The sequence below is a fragment of the Paenibacillus sp. FSL R7-0297 genome (assembly GCF_038009025.1).
Taxonomy (GTDB): Bacteria; Bacillota; Bacilli; order Paenibacillales; family Paenibacillaceae; genus Paenibacillus_AQ.
In genome coordinates, this window is record NZ_JBBPAQ010000001.1 from 4,332,007 (window position 1) to 4,346,783 (window position 14,777).

General features: G+C 53.0%; 16 protein-coding genes. 9 read left to right on the plus strand and 7 right to left on the minus strand.

Annotated features, from left to right (window positions below):
• The first annotated feature begins 100 nt into the window (after positions 1-100).
• Together MKZ24_RS19050 and MKZ24_RS19055 are read left to right on the plus strand one after the other, a co-directional pair.
• Positions 101-526, plus strand: coding sequence for a hypothetical protein (locus MKZ24_RS19050; protein ID WP_042237045.1), 426 nt, complete (start codon positions 101-103; stop codon positions 524-526).
• The gene (locus MKZ24_RS19055) at positions 526-894 is read left to right on the plus strand and encodes a hypothetical protein (protein ID WP_340785514.1); all 369 of its coding nucleotides are present in this window, start codon (positions 526-528) and stop codon (positions 892-894) included. Before MKZ24_RS19050 ends, MKZ24_RS19055 begins: the two co-directional genes overlap by 1 nt.
• A 212-nt stretch (positions 895-1,106) precedes the next feature.
• On the opposite strand, the gene kduD is transcribed toward MKZ24_RS19055, so the two are convergent.
• From kduD to kduI, 3 genes are all read right to left on the minus strand, one after another.
• A complete protein-coding gene (gene kduD / locus MKZ24_RS19060) occupies positions 1,107-1,862 on the minus strand; it encodes a 2-dehydro-3-deoxy-D-gluconate 5-dehydrogenase KduD (RefSeq protein ID WP_042237041.1) in 756 nt (251 codons plus the stop codon).
• 66 nt (positions 1,863-1,928) lie between these two features.
• On the minus strand, positions 1,929-2,684 hold the full coding sequence (locus tag MKZ24_RS19065; RefSeq protein ID WP_340785516.1) for a DeoR/GlpR family DNA-binding transcription regulator: 756 nt from the start codon (positions 2,682-2,684) through the stop codon (positions 1,929-1,931).
• 34 nt (positions 2,685-2,718) lie between these two features.
• Positions 2,719-3,552, minus strand: a complete 834-nt coding sequence (gene kduI, locus MKZ24_RS19070; protein WP_042237039.1) for a 5-dehydro-4-deoxy-D-glucuronate isomerase — start codon at positions 3,550-3,552, stop codon at positions 2,719-2,721.
• 294 nt (positions 3,553-3,846) lie between these two features.
• Here kduI and MKZ24_RS19075 point away from each other — a divergent pair, with 294 nt between their 5' ends.
• The 4 genes from MKZ24_RS19075 to ybaK all read left to right on the plus strand — a co-directional run bounded on the left by MKZ24_RS19075 (position 3,847) and on the right by ybaK (position 8,112).
• Positions 3,847-5,520: a hypothetical protein gene (locus MKZ24_RS19075; protein WP_042237036.1), complete on the plus strand. Its 1,674-nt coding sequence runs from the start codon at positions 3,847-3,849 to the stop codon at positions 5,518-5,520.
• Positions 5,521-5,727: 207 nt separating this feature from the next.
• On the plus strand, positions 5,728-7,152 hold the full coding sequence (gene aspA, locus MKZ24_RS19080; RefSeq protein WP_340785519.1) for an aspartate ammonia-lyase: 1,425 nt from the start codon (positions 5,728-5,730) through the stop codon (positions 7,150-7,152).
• Positions 7,153-7,296: 144 nt separating this feature from the next.
• Positions 7,297-7,548, plus strand: a complete 252-nt coding sequence (locus MKZ24_RS19085; protein WP_039294685.1) for a YolD-like family protein — start codon at positions 7,297-7,299, stop codon at positions 7,546-7,548.
• A gap of 87 nt (positions 7,549-7,635) precedes the next feature.
• Positions 7,636-8,112, plus strand: a complete 477-nt coding sequence (gene ybaK, locus MKZ24_RS19090) for a Cys-tRNA(Pro) deacylase (RefSeq protein ID WP_042237032.1) — start codon at positions 7,636-7,638, stop codon at positions 8,110-8,112.
• Between the two features lie 63 nt (positions 8,113-8,175).
• Here ybaK and MKZ24_RS19095 read toward each other — a convergent pair whose 3' ends face one another.
• Positions 8,176-8,985, minus strand: a complete 810-nt coding sequence (locus MKZ24_RS19095; protein WP_042237031.1) for an aminoglycoside phosphotransferase family protein — start codon at positions 8,983-8,985, stop codon at positions 8,176-8,178.
• Between the two features lie 260 nt (positions 8,986-9,245).
• Between MKZ24_RS19095 and MKZ24_RS19100 the strand changes: the two genes are divergently transcribed.
• Positions 9,246-9,491 carry a hypothetical protein gene (locus MKZ24_RS19100; RefSeq protein WP_340785527.1) on the plus strand — a complete coding sequence of 82 codons (246 nt, stop codon included), beginning with the start codon at positions 9,246-9,248 and terminating at the stop codon, positions 9,489-9,491.
• Between the two features lie 4 nt (positions 9,492-9,495).
• Here MKZ24_RS19100 and MKZ24_RS19105 read toward each other — a convergent pair whose 3' ends face one another.
• Positions 9,496-10,248 (minus strand): YdcF family protein, encoded by a 753-nt coding sequence (locus MKZ24_RS19105; protein WP_340785530.1) that lies wholly within the window; start codon positions 10,246-10,248, stop codon positions 9,496-9,498.
• A 122-nt stretch (positions 10,249-10,370) separates the two neighbouring features.
• Positions 10,371-11,255: a helix-turn-helix domain-containing protein gene (locus MKZ24_RS19110; protein ID WP_042237028.1), complete on the minus strand. Its 885-nt coding sequence runs from the start codon at positions 11,253-11,255 to the stop codon at positions 10,371-10,373.
• A 143-nt stretch (positions 11,256-11,398) separates the two neighbouring features.
• On the opposite strand from MKZ24_RS19110, the gene MKZ24_RS19115 reads away from it, so the two are divergent.
• Complete coding sequence (locus MKZ24_RS19115) at positions 11,399-13,303, plus strand: beta-L-arabinofuranosidase domain-containing protein (RefSeq protein WP_340785534.1); 1,905 nt, start codon at positions 11,399-11,401, stop codon at positions 13,301-13,303.
• Positions 13,293-13,493, plus strand: a complete 201-nt coding sequence (locus MKZ24_RS19120) for a hypothetical protein (protein ID WP_340785536.1) — start codon at positions 13,293-13,295, stop codon at positions 13,491-13,493. The genes MKZ24_RS19115 and MKZ24_RS19120 overlap by 11 nt, the downstream gene beginning before the upstream one ends.
• Positions 13,494-13,659: 166 nt before the next feature.
• On the opposite strand, the gene MKZ24_RS19125 is transcribed toward MKZ24_RS19120, so the two are convergent.
• Positions 13,660-14,625, minus strand: coding sequence for an AraC family transcriptional regulator (locus tag MKZ24_RS19125; RefSeq protein WP_340785538.1), 966 nt, complete (start codon positions 14,623-14,625; stop codon positions 13,660-13,662).
• Between the last annotated feature and the right edge of the window lie 152 nt (positions 14,626-14,777).

Consider the following 14,777-nt stretch of genomic DNA (forward strand, 5'->3'; position numbering starts at 1 on the left):
CTTGACGATTATATTTTTTACAGCTTACCATAGATACAGAAATACAGTAATATCCAAATGAAGGTGTGGTAGAGGGAATGTACGGCTCAGGAGGAGAACGATGAAATATTTGGTTAAGCTAAATCTGGCCAGCATCATCTTGGCTCTGCCGGTCTTTGCAGCCATTGAGCTGATTGGAAATGCACTGAGGATTAGCCGGATCACCGGATGGGAGTACGGGAAGGTTGAGCGTTCGGTCACGCTAATCAATATCGCAGGCTTTTTGCTGACCGGAATTCTGATCGTGTATGTAACCCGGCGAATACTGGACAACCGGAGAATAGCTATGATTACGAGTTTGCTCTGGTTTGCCTATTTCAGCTTATTCGTCTACCTGTTCGCTGCGCTCTTTCCCATGACAGTACATGAGGACGAGCCGGCACCGGTTACCGGACTAATCTTCATAGGGATACTTATCCTGCATTTCTTGTATGTAGCCATTGTTCAGGCATGCTCTATATTCTTGACTGTCAGGGAGGACGAATAATGCAGCCAGTACCCATGGAGCTTACTACATTCAACTCGCTTAGTGACGAACGGCTCGGCTATGCCTGCATGGAACCCACGTTCATGAAGATCCGCGCGAAATCTCCGGCGGTGAAGAATGAAGCAATTGCACAGCTAAGCAGGGGACAGAGGGCGCTCTGTATGTTCCGGATTCTATATGACCACAGCTCTAAGTCTGCGGAAGAATACTACGGGTGGCTCAGTTATCTGCTGGATCAGCCGGGATACTGGAGCAGTGTGCTGGAGGGATTGCAGTTTTTTGAAGATGCTCCGCTTACAGCACATAGTCTGCGGATCATCGCTGGTTACATCCGTGCCAATCCTGACGAGTTCATCGTGTTCCGATAAGGGATGGGTCGGATTAAGCATACAAAGAACCCCGGTGCATAAGAAGCATCCGGGGTTTGATGTGTTTAGCAGTTGCTCTGAACAGCCGCCGCTAAACTACGAACAATCCTATCTATACGCGCTCAGTTTGTATATACGGCGCTTATTATCTCTATAGTTGGAGCAAGCCGAATCAATTTATGGTGCTTTTATTCAAAAATTCCAAGCCGGAATTATCTGGCCAGCCATCCGCCGTCTACATTAAGGATATGTCCGTTCAGGTAGTCGGAAGCCGCAGATGCCAGGAACACAGCAGGGCCCTTAACATCTTCAGCAGTTCCCCAGCGTCCGGCTGGAATGCGGTCAAGAATTGAATCGGAACGGCTCTGATCGGCACGGATTGGAGCTGTGTTCTCAGTAGCCATATATCCTGGAGCGATGGCGTTGATGTTCAGACCGGAACCAGCCCATTCGTTAGCGAATGCTTTAGTCAGACCTGCTACGGCATGCTTACTTGCAGTGTAGCCTGGTACGTTGATGCCGCCCTGGTAGGAGAGCATGGAGCAGATGTTGATGATTTTTCCGTTGCCTCTTTCAAGGAAGTGGCGGCCGGCGATCTGGGACAGCAGGAATACAGTGTTCTGGTTGAGGTTGATGACGTCGAACCAGTCTTTTTCACTGTGATCCTTGGCTGGCGTACGGCGGATCATACCTGCGCAGTTCACGAGGATGTCAACTTTGCCTGTGAAGGCAACAGCTTCGTCGAACATGCCCTGAAGCTTGGAATGATCGCTCAGATCAGTAGCAATGCTTAGTGCCTTAACGCCAAAAGCTTCAGCTGCTGAAACAGTCTCTTCACTCCCATTAAGGGAAGCGGAGATTACATCTGCGCCAGCTTCTGCGAAGGCAAGGGCGATCCCTTGTCCAAGACCCTGGGCAGCACCCGTTACGATTGCTGTTTTACCTGCCAAACTGAATAAAGATGACATATTATAATTCTCTCCTTTAAGTTGCATAATTGAGTATCGCTTATAAGGCATAAATGGGTATTTAAACTACCCGCACTCGATGCTGACGCCTGCCTTGCGGAACAGCTCCACCGTCTCGGGCGCAAGCCCGCTGTCTGTAAGCAGCACATCGACTTCCTGCAGTGAAGCAAAGGTGCGCAGAGCGGTATGCCCGAATTTGTGATGATCGCAAGCGGCGAATACCTGGCGGGCCGTGGATACTAAGGCTTGTTTGAAATCGATTAAATCTCCGGTATAGATGGACAGGCCATGCTCAATATGAACGGCTGTCGCCGAGAGAAAGGCTTTTTGAATATTAAGCTTCTGTACATAGGAGACAGCTTCAGGGCCGGCCAGCATGTTGCGGACACGGTACCCTCCGGGAACGACCAGACGTATGTTGTCTTTGGGAACCAGCTCGCTGATGATATACACATCGTTGGTAATGACTGTCAGGGGCATATTCTCCAGCCGCCGGGCAATCTCAAGCGTGGTGCTCCCGCCGTCGAGTGCAATAATGTCATCCTTGGCGATATGTGCCAGCGCACGCAGGGCAATCTCCGATTTCTCCTCGGAATATTTATCCAGCGGGTCTTTGGAGGGCAGAATCCCGAATTGATCGCTCTGTGCCAGCACAGCTCCGCCGTGTACACGCATGATCAGTCCTTGTTCCTCCAGCTTGCTTAAGTCCTCGCGGATTGTTTTTCCCGTTACCTGGAGCTTGTCGCTCAGCTCGTTCACTGTTACATCCTTCTGGTTCAACATAACTTCCATAATCATCTCGTGCCGCCGTATCGGGTTCATCCGCCTGCCTCATCTTTCCGTAGTTGATTTGCTTCTATTGTAATTCTTTCATGCCTACGGGGTCCATATCATCGTAACGTTTGTTGTCTCCGGCCATACTCCAGATGAAGGTGTAGTTATGTGTACCCACACCGCTGTGAATGGACCAGCTTGGGGAAATAACTGCCTGTTCATTGTGCATTACAATGTGGCGGGTTTCTGTAGGCTCGCCCATCAGGTGGAAGACGATGGAGTCATCCGGCAGATCGAAGTAGAAGTAAGCTTCCATCCGGCGCGGGTGAGTGTGGGATGGCATGGTGTTCCACATGCTGCCCGGTTTCAGCTGAGTCATTCCCATCACAAGCTGTGCGCTCTGCACGCCGTTCGTGTGAATGAAGCGGTGAATCGTACGTTCGTTGGAATTCTCAAGTCCGCCCATGGCTCCGGATTCGGATTCAGCCAGCGTGGTCTTGGTAGTAGGGTAGGACTGGTGAGCCGGAGCGGAATTCAGGTAGAATTTCGCTGGTTTGGCGCTGTCGGCGCTTTTGAAAATAACATCTTTGGAGCCTTGGCCTACATACAGGCATTCCTTGAAGTCAACTTCATATTCAGTTCCGTCTACAACAACCGAACCTTTGCCGCCGACATTGATAATACCCAGCTCACGGCGTTCCAGGAAGTAAGTCACTCCAAGCTCCTTGAGGTCCGTTGTAAGTACAACATCCCCATTGACCGGATTAGCCCCGCCAACGATCATGCGATCTTCATGGGTCAGGACAAGCTTCAGTTCATCCGGAGCAAAAATAACCGGAATATGGAACTCCTTGCGCAGGCGCTCAGTGTCAAACTGCTTAACTTCATTCGGATGTGATGCAAAACGTCTTTCCATTGAATATTCAATCTCCTTAAGAAAAATGTATTTTCGTTCGTATAGGTACAATTTAATCCATTTACGTTCATTTGGCAAGTGATAATCTTTTTTAGTACGTTTATTTTAGTTCGTTTGTTAGGATTAGAGATTGCCATCTGAACTGAAAGCGTGCACAATAGAGCTGGAAAGCAGTGAGTTCCCAAGGTGAAGTCTACCTAATTGAAGAGGGATAGTTGTTCTATGTATACACACGCGGCATGACTCCCGGATTAGGGGCTCGTGATACAGAATATATAATGGAGGGTGAGGGAAATGGCAGACAGGCTTCAGAATCAGACTTCTTATAAAGTACGCCAGCAGGAAATTATCAGTTCAATCGCACTGGAGGCGGAGCGGCGTCCGCTGCTTGCGAGCGGCCTCTGGTTCCATGATGATGTGCGGAATAACTTCTATTATGCTTCTTATTTATTTGCTGCTGCGGTAGATGATACGCTGGAGCTGCCTTTCGATAAGGAGGAAGCCAAACGGAAGGCGGAAGCCGTCATGCTGGAAACGGTCCTGCTGCAGAACCGCCAGCCCGGTACAGAACTCTATGGCCACTGGCCGCTGGGCTTGAATCCGCAGCCCAGAGAAGCGCCGCCGCATGAGCTGCCGGTGGAGATCATGGGTAGCCTGATGGTCTGGTTCTGCAAGCAATATTCCAGCCAGTTCAGCGCAGGGCTGCGTATTGCCTACCACACGGCCATCGGTCATGTGTACCGCAGCGGCTTCTTCCGTAAGCCGGTAACGACGTTAAGCCACCATGAAGCAAAATATACGGCAGCCAAGCTGATCTTCGGCAGCTTCTTCGAGGATGACGAGCTGCTGGAAGACGGACAGCGGAGTCTGGACATCACGCTGGCGCATATCCGGGAGACAGGAATGCCGGAGTACGGCAGCCTCCCGTGGTTCTGGCACTGGGTGCAGGCATTCACCTGTGCCTGGGAGCTGGAGACAGACAGCGGCATTAAGCGTACCCTTGGCGAGATGCTTGATTATCTCTGGAACGAGCGGAGCCAGTGGTATCTGCAGGGCGCCTGGGCAGGTGCCCATTCCAGAGGCTGGCCGCATGATGTGCCGGCTGACAGCAATGTGCTGCACGACTATGTGCAGTTCGGAGACTTCAAGCTGCCGGCGGAGATGCCGCGCACCGAATATGCCGGTTTCCTGTTCTATGAAGCGCCGGAGCAGGTGCGTTCGAATGCGCTGAACCGCGAGGCAGCGGTAGAGGTCAAGAAGCAAACCGAGAAGGTGGTTGCCGGTGATCCGGACCGCCAGCCGCCGCTCCATTCCTATGCCTACCTCACAGAGGATTATGCGGCAGGCGGCATGTGGGAGCGGGTAGAGGAGTTCGACAATGAGCAGCTGCGCTGGGCGTATTCGCTCCCGGTGGGTGCAGCTGAAGGCGTGAACCGGCTGTACTTCTTCCATCCGGGCCAGGGGTATAACGCGGGCGATCCGCGGCACCAAAGCCCTTATATGGAAGTGCTGTACCATAAGAACACCGTCATATCTCTGTTCCCGGTACCCGAAAGTGAGAACAAGCTGGTTGTGGGTGTTCTTCCTAAGGGGCAGTGGAGTAAACAGCCTGCAGCGCTGTTCGGTTATGCAGGCAATGTGTATTTTGCAGTCTACTTATCGCATGGCTATGAGCTGCTGGAACGCCCGGATTATCTTGAGGTGATCTCCGAAGGGATGCCGGGCGGAGTCATTGTTGAAGCGCTAAGCGTTAGCCAGGCTGCGGAGCTGGGAATAAGCGGGTTTGATGAGTTTGCCGCAGCCGCCGCACAGCGGGCGCCTAAGTTTGGAGCGGGAGAAATTCTGTCTGCGGAATACACTACATGGCTCGGCCATGAGTATTTACAGCTCAGCACAGGCAATGGCCTGACAGAGTTCAAAGCAGAGATTAACGGCAAACCGGTTTCTTTTGACAGTTATTCTGTCTAAGCTTGTAAATAATTAATGAACCTATAGAGGACCCGGGGATGCTGAAGCGTCTGCCGGGTTCTTATATTGTCTGCGGCTGCTTCGCCTAGCAGGATTGGGCTGGAGCATGATATGTTAAGAATGGTAATATCTTAGTAGATCATAGGAAACAATAAGATCACTATTTTGGCAGCGAAGCATCTACTATGGAGACATGGGGGGAGCAGTATGACAGAGATAGAATACCGGCTGGAGAAGGATTTCTTAGGAAGTAAACAGGTGGAGAAACACGCCTACTACGGGATACAGACGCTGCGTGCAGTAGAGAATTTCCCGATAACCGGGTACCGGGTGCATCAGGAGCTGATTAAAGCTATGGGCATCGTCAAAAAATCTGCGGCACTGGCCAATATGGAAATCGGTAGACTCTACAAGGGACTGGGGGAAGTTATCGTTGCGGCGGCGGATGAGGTGATTGCCGGAAAGTGGCATGACCAATTCATCGTGGACCCGATTCAAGGCGGGGCCGGCACCTCGCTGAATATGAATGCGAATGAAGTGATTGCGAACCGCGCGCTGGAGCTGCTGGGCCGGGCCAAAGGCGATTATCTGCAGCTCAGTCCCAACACGCATGTGAATATGGCACAGTCCACGAACGATGCTTTTCCGACGGCAATTCATATTGCCACGCTCTCCCTGCTGGAGCAGCTGCTGGTGACCATGCGGAGCATGCATGGCGTATTTGTGCTGAAAGCGGCGGAGTTTGATCCGGTTATCAAAATGGGACGGACCCATCTTCAGGATGCGGTACCGATCCGTCTGGGCCAGGAATTCGAGGCGTACAGCCGGGTGCTGGAGCGTGATATTCAGCGGATCGAGCATACACGGCGGCATCTCTATCAGGTGAACATGGGGGCGACGGCGGTAGGCACCGGACTGAATGCGGAGCCGCGTTATATTGCGCGGGTGGTAGAACTTCTGGCCGAGATCAGCGGATTGCCGCTGGTGAGTGCTGAGCATCTGGTCGATGCTACGCAGAATACAGATGCCTACACCGAGGTCTCGGCAGCGCTGAAGGTCTGCATGATGAACATGTCCAAAATCGCCAATGATCTGCGGCTGATGGCCTCCGGTCCGCGCTCCGGCTTGGGTGAAATTACGCTTCCGGCCCGCCAGCCCGGATCTTCCATCATGCCCGGCAAGGTGAATCCGGTGATGGCCGAGGTGATCAATCAGGTCGCTTTTCAGGTCATCGGAAATGATCATACGATCTGTCTCGCCTCCCAGGCGGGCCAACTCGAGCTGAACGTTATGGAGCCGGTGCTGGTATTCAATCTGATCCAGTCGATCAGCATTATGAACAATTCCTTCAAGGTGTTCACGGACTACTGCCTGGCGGGCATTGTGGCCAATAAGGAGAAGCTGCAGCGTGAAGTCGAGCAGAGCGTAGGCATCATTACTGCGGTGAACCCGCATCTGGGCTATGAAGTGGTGTCGCGTATTGCCAGAGAAGCGATTCTGACCGGCGAATCCGTGCGCGCTCTATGCCTGAAATACAATGTGCTCAGTGAGGAAGAGCTTAATCTGATCCTCGATCCCTATGAAATGACCCATCCCGGGATCGCGGGGGCGGCGCTTTTGAATATGGAATAAAGGGCAGAATCCGGGGGATAGCGAAAATTGGCTGCAGAGACCGGTATTATTTTGTAAACCCGGGGTAAAGGTCGTGTTATAATATACGGGAGCATTTACACCCGGAAGTATCATAAATTTGTAATGGCTTACTGGAGGCATAGTGTGGCGAAGGCAAAAGTAGCAAAACGTCCAACCCGCGACGAATTCGTGCTGGAAGAGCTGGGCAATCAGCTGGTCGAGGCGAAACAGGAGGATTCCGAGATTCTGCTGACGGTCTGGGGGAAGGAAGAACAGGTTCGCGGAGTGATTGTGGAGATGGATTCGCGTACCGGCAAGGTACACCTGCGATATAACGAAGAAATTATCAAGGTTCCGTTCATGGATATTATGCAGGTGAATTACCCGCGGGATTAGCCGCTGGAGGCAGGTCTTGTAAGGTAGAGTATAGCAGGGCAGAAGAAAGCTCCGGCGCGCCGGAGAGTGGTTGGAGGTAGCAGGGACATGCAAGTGAACAAAACCAATGCCATGCGTATGCTTGATGCAAAAAAGGCCGGATACACCCTTCATACTTATGATAATGAGGATGGCCAGATTCACGGGAGTGCTGTTGCTGAGAAGATTGGCCTCCCGCCTGAGACAGTGTTTAAGACACTGGTCTCACACAGCGGGCCGCAGCCCTATGTATTTGTTATTCCAGTGGCTGAAGAGCTTGATCTTAAGAAAGCGGCCAAAGCCGCCGGAGCGAAGAAGATCGAGATGCTCCCGCTGAAGGAACTGCTGAAGTGGACAGGTTATGTGCGCGGGGGATGTTCGCCCGTTGGCATGAAGAAGCTGTATCCTACGTTCATACACAGCAGCGCGGAGGGGTTGCAGACCATCGCCGTCAGTGCAGGGCGCATCGGCATGCAGATGGAGCTTGAGCCTAAGCTGCTGGCAGATGTGGTATCTGCTGTATTTACGGATCTCATTAAAGAATAGCTGTAGAGCAAGAAGCCGGAATTCCTAGAGGTCTAGGGATTCCGGCTTCTTTGGCGGTTTTGGCTAACTCCATTCTGTGTAGTGACCGGCTATAAACCGGATCTCGCGCTCATAGTGTGCCAGATGCCCCTCATCAACCATTTTCATAAAAGCAGGATTGCCATCGGCAGCTCCCTGCTTCAAGGTATCGCACATTGCTGTCAGGCGCTCGACCACCCACTTGTTCAGCTCCTTAGGGGCGGGGACGGGAATCCCATAAGCCTCAAAAAATAACTGTATCCGCTGGCACCGGTCTGACGCATGTAAATGGGTTTGGTAAGCTGCGGTGGACCCTGATGTGTAGTCAGGTGCGAAGCTGGCCAGCGGAACTGATGTGTAGATGGAATATGCAATGTCCCACATCCGCGGACCGGGTCCGGCCATGTCGAAATCAATCAATGCCGCAGGAGCATCATTCTGAAAAACCACATTGTACAGGGCAGCGTCATTATGGCAGATCACTTCATGTGCACTGTTATCGGCATAGCTGAGCTGCCAGCTTCCCTCTGATTGCGGATTGAATCCTTCAGTCGCATCGTGGTAATGACGTAACAGGCGTGCTACACCTGCAAGTGTCTCACGAGACCACATATACGGCTTAAGTTCAGGGTAAGCATTGCCTGGAACTTCTCCGGGAATATAGCTGAGTATTTCACGCCCGGGCTCATCCAATCCGAGAAAACGTGGCGCTCCCCCGAAGTTCTGCTTCTCCAGATGCTGCAGCAGTGCATGAACATTAGGACTCCAATCCCCTGTGGGACGGCGGACGGTATCCGCCTTACGGACAATGTGATTCACATTTCCGCCGGTCAGTATTTCTTCATGCTGAGTCACCAGGCTAGTCCTCTCTTTCACTTAGGATGTATGTAATATAGTGCAGGATACTACCCGGCAGCCCATCCGAAAAGTAAGGACCAACGAGGTGAATGGATGCGTTCGTTCAGGAGTATGCGGACTGAGAATCCTTTATTTGCCGGAAAACAGGCATTTCCGGCAGCTTGCGGACTGAGATTCCGCTAAGTGATGCGGAAAGGCTCTTTTCAGAGCAAACGGGCACCATTAACGGAATCTCAGTCCGTGGGAGTTCCAAAAAGGTGGAATGGAGCGAAATAACGGAATCTCAGTCCGGCGAGACCGGATTGCTCCGTCCAGGGCGAATCTCAGTCCGCGTGAAACCGGCCTTGCTCCGTTACGGCCGAGCAGCGGTCAGCCAGGGCTTAATGTTACTCTTATACGAGCGGAGTGCAGACCACAAGCGATCAGTGTTACTCGGTTATGCCCGTTATGCCCGTTATGCCCGTCATGCCCGTCACGCCCGTGATAACCGGTTTGCAGCTTGAGCAGTTAAGGCAACAGCTTCGCTGCCACAAGCCCCAGATACTCCTTCAGCGCCAGTCCGGTGGTGGAGACGGACCCGGCGGAGGGAGTGAATTTGCTCACATAGAGTGACATGGGGCGGCTGGCCAGGTAATCCACCGGGAAGGGCTGCGGCGTTAATCCCGCGTGCTCAAATTGCACCATGCTGCGCGGCATATGGAAGGCTGAGGTGACCAGCACCGGATGGCTGAATCCGTGCTCCTGCATAAGTGCAGCGGTGTTGACCGCATTCTGCTCGGTATTAAGCGAGCGGTTCTCCGGCAGGATGTCTTCTGCCGGGATGCCGAGTCCGATCAGCTGCCGCCGGGCGATATCGGCTTCATTGCCGCTGTCTGCAAACACCTGGCCGCCGGAGAAAATAACCGGCAGTCCGGTCTGCCGGTACAGCCGGGCGGCAGCCAGCAGCCGGTTCGCCGCCGGGCCTGACATATTGCCCTGCCCGTCCAAATCCGGGGTGCCAGAGGTGGCACCTCCGCCGAGGATGACAATAACATCGCCTTCTACTACAGAAGGCTGCGTATATTGCCGTTCTAGACTGCCAATCAGCAGGTCACTGACCACAGAGGTCATCGACAGATAGAGCAGCAGGCTCACTGCGAGCAGTACGACCGCCGGCCGGCGGCTGCTTTTCCACAGCCAGACCACCATCCCCAGCAGCAGGATCACAAAAATTCCCGGAGGCAGAACAAAGCTGTATACGAATTTAATGAGGTAGATCAAGCAGGTCACCAACTTTTTGAAGGATTATATAAGAGTCTTATGTTCACCTGCCCTGGCATAGCAGATCAATTCTGGTTGTATTGTACCATGAGTCCGGCTGCTGTTCCCAGCTTCGCCCATGTTCAGGTGCGGTACAGATGCTTCATGTAGGAGGAGGGGGATTCACCGAGCACTTTTTTGAACACGCGGCTGAAGTAGTAAGGGTTGGGGTAGCCAAGCGCATCACTGATCTCAGATACATTGTACGCACTCGTCCGCATCAGCTCGATGGCCTTGTTCATCCGGAGCTTGGTATGGGTCTCAATAATCGTCTGTCCGGTGGCCTGCTTGAACGCGGATGACAGGTAGCTGTAATTCATGTTCAGCTGTGAAGCGAGCTCTTCCCCGGCGAAATCCTCGCCGCAGTGTTTGATCAGATAAGCTGTAACTCTCCGTACAGCATTCCCGCTTTTGCCGCTGACAGATGTACTGCTCTCCTGCTGCCCGGCCGCATGTATATCCATGAACAGCTCATATACACTGAGGCAGCTCCGTGTCATCCAGTGCGTTTGCGATTCGGTCCGCTGAACCTGCTCGAGAATTAGCCGCAGACGGCTCTCCAGTCCAAGCTGAACCGGTGCTCTGCCATATTTGGGTAACGGGAACCGGTACTTGTAATAATCGGGATAATAATACTCCAGCTCAGGCAGCGGAATATAATCCTTGTAGCTGCTCTTGTCCCGGTGCTCTGCAGCGGATGTGAAATGAACCCAGTACCAGGATGTTCCCGCAGCGCAGCGGGGTTCGCCCCAGTGATGAAGTCCTCCCCTCAGGAAAAGATATTCTCCCGCTTGTACTACGTATTCCGTACCTTCTTCTATCACCTGCATGCTGCCTTGGGTCACATAAATAAATACCTCATAATCCAGCAGGCGGTCCGGATGGGTGTACAGGCCTGAAGCCTGATTCCAGCCGATATCCCGGACAAGCGGAAACCCGTCTGCCGTCAAAAAGATCTGCTCTTCCAAGGTTTCACCTCCTGTCCTCTCTAATCTATCCGCATTATATAATCACAAAAAAGGATATGCAATCTGTGGTTTGATGCATTTTCTCTTAATGGACAGTGACTATAATTATTGTTATAGCCAAAATAAAGAGAGGTTGTTGAATCATGCACAGCGCAATGTCAGCTTTACGGATTGGACAGATTAAGCTTTCCCCCGGACCGGTGCAAGCCCGGTTTGAGTTGAACAAAAAGTATATTATGAGTCTGACCCCGATGAATCTGCTGCGCAGTTTCTATCTGGAGGCGGGACTCTGGAGCTATAGCGGCAACGGCGGGACAACAGCGGCCTCCACAACAAGCATGGATGGACCGGAGCAATGGCACTGGGGCTGGGAGTCACCGACCTGTGAGCTGCGTGGGCATATTATGGGTCACTGGCTGTCTGCGGCTGCGCGTATTTATGCACAGACGGAAGATATGCTGGTGAAGGCCAAGGCAGATCATATTGTGGGTGAACTGGCCAAATGCCAGGAAGCGAACGGCGGGGAGTGGCTGGCTGCTTTTCCGCAGACTTATATGCACCGCATTGCGAACGGCAAGTATGTCTGGGCTCCGCATTATACAGTTCATAAGCTCCTGATGGGTTTACACGAGATGTATGCCATAGCCGGCAATCTGCAGGCACTGGAGATCATGAAGGGGATCGCAGCCTGGTTCTTCCGCTGGACCGGCCGGTTCAGCAGGGAGCAGCTGGATGAACTGCTTGATCTGGAGACAGGAGGGATGCTCGAAGCCTGGGCGGATCTGTACGGAATTACCGGATCGGAGGAGCATTTGGAGCTGATCCGCCGCTATGACCGACGCCGCTTCTTCGATGCCCTGCTGGACGGTCAGGATGTACTGACCAATAAACACGCCAACACACAGATTCCCGAGATACTGGGAGCGGCAAAAGTGTACGAGGTCACAGGAGATGAACGTTACCGCAGCATTGTGGAGGCGTTCTGGAAATGTGCCGTTACTGCGCGCGGTTATCTGTGCAGCGGTGCGGGCGATGATGGAGAGCTGTGGATGCCCGCTGGAGAGATGTCGGCCCGGCTGGGCGCTGGTCAGGAGCACTGCGTCAACTACAATATGATGCGGCTCTCGCATACCCTGCTGCGCTGGACCGGAGATGCGGTTTACGGGGTTTACTGGGAACGGCGCTTCTATAACGGTGTGCTGGCCCATCAGCATGGAGAGAACGGCCGGATTTCATATTTCCTGGGGCTCGGTGCGGGCAGCACCAAAACATGGGGCTCGGAAACAGGACATTTCTGGTGCTGCCATGGCACCTTGATGCAGGCCAACGCCTCCTATGAACCGATGATTTACATGCAGGAGGAGGGCGGCTTAGCAGTATGCCAATGGATTCCTTCCACAGTAAGCTTCAAGCAGGGCGGAGCCGAAATAGGTATCCGGCTGGAGCAGGATGGCCAGCATGGCGTCTACCCTATGAATAATTGGTCGGTAGCCGGCATGACGAATATTACCAGAGTAGATATTCCGCCTATCCCGGTGCACCGTCCGGATGCGCTGGTATATAAGCTTACCGTTGCGGCTAATGAGGACAGCCGGTTCAGCCTGCGGCTGAGAATGCCCTGGTGGCTGCGGGAGGGAGCTGTCATCAGGGTGAATGGAATACTGCAGCCGGGAATATGCAACCCGTCTGCCTTTTATGAAATAGAACGGATGTGGAGCAGCGGCGACACCGTGGATGTGGAACTCCCCAAGGGGGTAACTGCGGAGCCATTGCCGGGTGATCAGGATATCTTCGCATTCGTGGACGGTCCGGTGGTACTGGCCGGTCTGGTTGGAGAAGAGCGGAGGCTGATTGGTGATGCGGCAGATCCGGGCAGCATGCTCACCCCTGACCGCGAACGTAACCATGGCTGGTGGATGTTCGGCAGTTACCGGACGATCCGCCAGGAGCGGGGATTTCGTCTGATTCCTTTGTTTGAGGTTAAGGACGAGGAGTATACGGTATATTTTCCGGTGGAGCAGGCTGGGGGCCAGCAGTATGGAGTATAAACCCGATCCAGCCGTTACCAAATCCCTGATGATCAACAATGGGCGGAGAGATAACAATGGTTCCTCCGCAGTTCGTAACCAGTTCTATAGGCTGCTGCAGGAAATGGTTGTTAAGGACGGGGATGTACTAGAATATATGAAACGGGCCGATACTGAATACGACAGGCAGGTACAGGAATACTGGCGGTGACATTACACTATTGCCTACACAAGAAAACGGAGGTCTGCCGACCTTCGTTTTCTTGTGAATAATCCTCGAAGCAATTTTCTATCCGTCTGGATAATCCGGGATGAAATGAAGTCGGAGCTGAAGGCTGAAACTGGTTTACCGGTTTCCTGATTGAAAAAGTATATCTTCATAATGTGCCTCGCAGCGTATTGGCGGATAACGCTTTGCCGTCTGTCTTCCCCGGTTCCTCCGTAAGCTGACGGTAGCCCATGGGAGGCAGGCCGGTCCAGCGCTTGAACTGCTTGCTGAAATGGGAGACATCACGGTATCCGAGCCTGTAGGCGATACTCTCCACTGACAGGCTGTTATCCAGCAGCAGTAGCTTGGCATGGCGGATGATCAGATCAGAGAGATACTGCCTCGGCGGCAATCCGTAGATTTGCCGGAAGGCGCGGTTGCAGTGATTCGGGCTGTAGCCAAGTCTTGCAGCGATGTCTTCAATGCTTCCGGCCCGGCTGCCGGTTGCCGCAGCGGTGAATACGGATTCCTGCAGAAGCCCTTCAATGGCGTTCGCCAGGGCAACGGTTTTCTCCGTAACACCGGGCAGTGTGCTCCGTGCAGGGGAGGGCAATGCAGCCAGCACCCAGCTGCTGAGTGCGGTGAACAGCTGCAGCGAAGCATTGAGCGTCACCAGCCGGCCCCGCTGGGCATCGCTGGCATCAGGGAGGATCGTCGAGCTGATAATTGCATCGAGTGAAGAACGGATCGCCTGCAGCTCCGGAGTGTCACCGCTTAGGCTGACGGTGTCCATCGTCATCAGGGAACGGCGCAGGACCAGATCATCAATGTCGAAATGCAGGCAATAATAGGTCATTTCATCCTCTGACACTGTACCCAGGCTGGAATGCAGGACACTTGGGCGGATGAACAGAATGTCGCCGCTGTGCTGGATGTAAGACTGTCCGCCTACATTCATTTGCTGCGAACCCTGCAGGACGATATTGATCTCGAACATCGGATGGGTGTGTGCCGGATATTGCCACTCCTTGTTCACCTTGCGCCAGTGGGCAGCGAATATATGAAAGGCAGCCTGTATATCCGGGGACATCCGGCCGTCCATGGAATGCTGTGTACCGGGATCTAATACGTTCATACTCAACCTCTTTTTCACTAAAAGTTGGCTCTATTATAGCATAAGCCGCCGCGTCCGATTGATTTGTCCAAATAATTGGCGGCTTTGCGCCTGTTGCATAAGCGGGGGCAAAGCTAACATAGAGTTATAAGCCCGGTACTGCCGGGCCACAG